Consider the following 4,491-nt stretch of genomic DNA (forward strand, 5'->3'; position numbering starts at 1 on the left):
TGCCACGCCGGCTGGCGTGGCGTCGCGGGCCGGATCGTGCCGGCGGCCATCGAGGCGCTGGTGGCGGACGGGGCCGGCCGTGAGCAGCTGCTGGTGGCGCTCGGACCGGCCGTGGACGGCGTCCGCTACCAGGTGGAGCGTGCCGTCACCCTGCAGGTGGCGGCCGCCCTGGAGGAGCCCGAGGCCCCTGGACCGGTGCCGGATGGCGCCCTGGAGGATCTCCAACGCTGCGGTGCCCTGCTGCTGGATCCGGACCCCGGCCGGGATCGGCTGGACATCCGCCGGGCCACGGCGCTTCAGATCGAGCGGATGGGGCTGGCCCCGGAGCGGATCGCCCTCTGCCCGCTTTGCACGACGGCCGAACCGCAGCTGTTCCATTCCTGGCGCCGTGATCGGGTCAGGGCCGTGCAGTGGAGTGGGGTGGTGTCCCAGGGAGCGCCGGCTCGCAGAGGCTGAGGGCCACCGCCTCCGCCACCTTGATGCCGTCGATCGCGGCCGAAAGGATGCCGCCCGCATGCCCGCCCCCTTCCCCCGCGGGGAACAACCCAGGGGTGTTGAGGCTGTCGAGCCGTGTCGGGTGTCGCTGCAAGCGCAACGGCGAAGAGGTGCGCGTCTCGACGCCGGTGAGCAGGGCGCCCTCCATCGCATACCCGGGGATGCGGCGGGCGAAGACCGGCAGGGCCTCCCGGATCGCCTCGAGCACATAGTCCGGCAGGCAGCCATCGAGGCTGCCGAAGCGGAGCCCGGGTCGGTACGACCCCTCCACCGCCTCCGGCGGAGCCTCCTGGCTGGCGCGACCCGCCAGAAAATCCCCCAGCCACTGGGCCGGTGCCCGGTAGTCACCACCGCCGGCGCGGAAGGCCTGTTGCTCCCAGTGGCGCTGGAAGGCCATCCCGGCCAGGGCCTCCCCCCCCGGCTGGCCATAGGGCGCCAGATCCTCCTGGGTCACGGGCACCACCAGGCCGCTGTTGGCGTTGCGTTCCCGGCGCGAGTGCTGGCTCATGCCGTTGGTGACAACGCAGCCTTCTTCCGAGGTGGCGCCCACCACCAGGCCGCCGGGACACATGCAGAAGCTGTAGACGCTGCGGCCAGCCGTGGCGTCCCCTTTGCAGTGGTGCACCAGCTTGTACTCGGCGGGGCCAAGGCGCGGATGGCCGGCGGCCTCCCCCCAGCGGGCCAGGTCGACCAGGGCCTGGGGATGCTCGATCCGCACCCCGACCGCAAACGCTTTCGGCTCCATGGCCACGCCCAGGCCATGCAGCATCTGGAAGGTGTCGCGGGCGCTGTGGCCCGGCGCCAGCACCAGATGCCGGGTGGTGATGGCCGTGCCGTCGGCCAGGCGCACACCGGCCAGGCGCCGATCGGCCCCGTCCTCCAGCAGCAGCTCGACCACGTGCTGGCCGAAGCGGACCTCGCCGCCCAGGGCCTCGATCCGGGCCCGCAGACCCCGCACCACCGTGGCCAGCTTGAAGGTGCCGATGTGGGGGTGGTGGAGCGTGAGGATGTCGGGGTCGGCCCCTGCGGCCACCAGCTCTTCGAGCACCTTGCGGATGTAGGCGGGCTCTTCACTCACCTGGCTGTAGAGCTTGCCGTCGGAGAAGGTGCCCGCCCCTCCCTCGCCGAACTGGGCGTTGGAGCCGGGATCGAAGCGGCGCCGTCCTTGCCAGAAGCCGAAGGTGTCAGCCGTGCGCTCCTTCACCACCTTGCCCCGCTCCAGCAGCAGGGGCCGCCAACCCATCTGGGCCAGCAGCAGGGCGGCGAAGTAGCCGCAAGGGCCGGCGCCCACCACCACCGGCCGCAGCGCCTCGCTCGACCCATCGGCCCTGGCCACGGGCCGGTAGCGGCAGTCCGGGGTGGGACGCAGGTGGGGGTCGCCGGCGAAGCGGCGCAGCAGGCGGCGCCTGGCGCCGCCCTCGAGCTCGAGGTCGAGGCAATACACCAGGGAGATGGCCCCGCGGCGTCGGGCATCGACGCTGCGTTTCACCAGTTGGTGGCGACGCAGTTCACCGGGCGCCAGCCGCAGCCGCTGGGTGATGGCCACCTCCAGATCGGCGGCGCTGTGATCGAGCGGCAGTTTCAGCTCGCTGAGGCGCAGCACGGCCGGAGCAGGCAGGGGTCTGGTGGCGTTCTAGGGCACGGCGCCGCAAGAGGTGCCATGGTGGAAGCTGATCGAGGTTGGGGCCGACGTTCTGATGGGTCTGGCTCACTGTCCCCTCTGCATGGGTCTGGCGGCGCTCTGCGTGGTGCGCTGCAGCGCCCACGCCCTGCTGCTCTGGCGCCTCTGGGCCCCACCCATGGGCGCCCCCACAGTCCGACTACGTCAGGCGTCCTGCTGAGGCGGCGGCGTCCAGTTCGGCCTCCATGGCGGCGATGGCGATGCGGGTGGGCACCACCGCATCAGGGTTGAGGCTGATCGAGTCGATCCCTTCCTCCACCAGGAAACGGGCGAAATCGGGGTAGTCGCTGGGGGCCTGGCCGCAGATGCCGATCTTGCGGCCGCAACGCCGGGCCGTGCGGATCGCCAGGCGGATCATCTCCTTGACCGTGGCCTGACGCTCGTCGAACAGGTCCGCCACCAGGGCGGAGTCCCGGTCGAGCCCCAGCGTCAGCTGGGTGAGGTCGTTGGAGCCGATCGAGAAGCCATCGAAGCGCTCGGCGAAGGCTTCCGCACCGATGACGTTGCTGGGCAGCTCGCACATCACGTACACCTCCAGACCGTCCTTCCCCCGCACCAGTCCTTCGCCGGCCATCACCGCCAGCACCCGGTCCCCCTCTTCGGGGGTCCGGCAGAAGGGGATCATCGGGATCACGTTGCGCAGGCCCATCGACTCCCGCACCCGGCGCAGGGCCTGGCATTCCAGCGCGAAGGCGGCGCGGAAGGCCGGCGCGTAATAGCGGGACGCCCCCCGCCAGCCGATCATCGGGTTCTCCTCGGCCGGCTCGAAGGCCGATCCGCCCAGCAGACGGGCGTATTCGTTGCTCTTGAAGTCGGAGAAGCGCAGGATCACCGGCCGGGGATGGAAGGCGGCGGCGATCCGGGCCATGCCCTGGCTCAGCAGGTCGACGTAGTACTCGGACGGGGTGTCGTACCCCGCGACCAGCTCGGCGATGGCCGCCCGATCGGCCGCGGTGGCCACCCGCTCGGGCTGCAGCAACGCCATCGGGTGCACCCGGATGTGGTTGGCGATGATGAACTCCAGCCGGGCCAGCCCCACCCCGTCGCAGGGGATCGAGGCCAGGTTGAAGGCCTCCTCTGGATTGCCCACGTTGATCAGGATCCGGGTGCGGGTGGCGGGCAGGTTGCCGATGGCCTGCTCCTCCACCCGGAAAGGCAGGGCCCCGCGGTACACATGGCCCACATCCCCTTCGCAGCAGCTCAGGGTGACGGTGTCGCCATCGCCGATGCGGCTGGTGCCGTCGCCCGTGCCGACGATCGCGGTCAGGCCCATCTCACGGGCGATGATCGCCGCGTGGCAGGTGCGGCCGCCCTGGTCGGTGACCACACCGCTGGCCTTCCTCAGGATCGGCTCCCAGTCGGGGTCGGTGCGACGGGTGACCAGCAGGTCGCCGTCCATGAATCGGGCGATCTCCCCGGGATCGCTGATCACCCGGGCCTGGCCGCTGCTCACCGAGGCGCCGATGGCCCGGCCGCTGGTGATCTCCTCCGCCTGGTGCGGCTCCAGGTGCCAGCTGCGCAGCACCGCCCCGCCCCGGCGGGATTCCACCGTTTCGGGCCGGGCCTGGAGGATGAACAGGGCGCCGCTGAGGCCGTCCTTGGCCCATTCGATGTCCATCGGCGTGGGCACCCCCCGGCGCTCGCCGTAGTGGCGTTCGATCACGCAGGCCCAGCGCGCCAGGGTGAGCGCCTCGCCGTCGCTGAGGGCGAAGCGCCCGCTGTCCTCCGGGGACACCGCCTCGTTGCGGACCGCCCGGCCATCACCACCTGAGGGGTCGGCGTAGACCATGCGCAGCGCCTTGCTGCCCAGCCGCCGGCTGAGGATCGGGGCGAAGCCCTGCTCCAGGGTGGGCTTGAAGATCAGCCATTCATCCGGGTTCACGGCGCCCTGCACCACGTTCTCCCCCAGCCCGTAGGCGGCGGTCAGCAGCACGGCGTCGCGGAAGCCGGTTTCGGTGTCGATGCTGAACATCACCCCGGAGCTGGCCAGGTCGGAGCGCACCATGCGCTGCACCCCGATCGAAAGGGCCACCTCCAGGTGATCGAAGCCGTGCTGCTGCCGGTAGGCGATGGCCCGATCGGTGAACAGCGAGGCATAGCAACGCCGGCAGGCCGCCAGCAGCGCCGCTTCCCCCTCGACGTGCAGGTAGGTCTCCTGTTGCCCGGCGAAGCTGGCCTCCGGCAGGTCCTCGGCCGTGGCGCTGGAGCGCACCGCCACGGCGGCAGGGACGCCGCTGGCGGCCATCGCGGCGGCGAGCTCCCCATAGGCCGCCACGATCGCCTCCGCCAGGGGCGGCGGCAGGTCCGCCCCACCC

The 4,491-nt window shown here is 71.7% G+C and carries 4 protein-coding genes; 2 read left to right on the top strand and 2 right to left on the bottom strand.

The window, feature by feature from the left end; all coding sequences use genetic code 11:
- The coding region (locus tag VB739_RS16240; protein ID WP_323358053.1) for a laccase domain-containing protein at nucleotides 1–456 on the top strand (456 nt) is incomplete at its 5' end.
- Here VB739_RS16240 and VB739_RS16245 read toward each other — a convergent pair.
- On the bottom strand, nucleotides 398–2,098 hold the full coding sequence (locus VB739_RS16245) for an NAD(P)/FAD-dependent oxidoreductase (protein WP_323358054.1): 1,701 nt from the start codon (nucleotides 2,096–2,098) through the stop codon (nucleotides 398–400). The two genes, VB739_RS16240 and VB739_RS16245, sit on opposite strands and share 59 nt — an antisense overlap.
- 94 nt (nucleotides 2,099–2,192) lie before the next feature.
- On the opposite strand from VB739_RS16245, the gene VB739_RS16250 reads away from it, so the two are divergent.
- A complete protein-coding gene (locus VB739_RS16250) occupies nucleotides 2,193–2,336 on the top strand; it encodes a hypothetical protein (protein ID WP_323358055.1) in 144 nt (47 codons plus the stop codon).
- Here the strand turns inward: VB739_RS16250 and ppsA are convergent.
- The coding region (gene ppsA, locus VB739_RS16255) for a phosphoenolpyruvate synthase (RefSeq protein ID WP_323358056.1) at nucleotides 2,316–4,491 on the bottom strand (2,176 nt) is incomplete at its 5' end. The genes VB739_RS16250 and ppsA overlap by 21 nt on opposite strands.

Origin of the sequence: Cyanobium gracile UHCC 0281 (assembly GCF_034931305.1) — a bacterium.
In the GTDB taxonomy this organism is placed as follows: Bacteria; Cyanobacteriota; Cyanobacteriia; order PCC-6307; family Cyanobiaceae; genus Cyanobium; species Cyanobium gracile_A.

Coding starts and splice junctions, on each gene's coding strand:
- VB739_RS16250 (WP_323358055.1), top strand. CDS start 2,193: ATGGGTCTGGCTCACTGTCCCCTCTGCATGGGTCTGGCGGCGCTCTGC.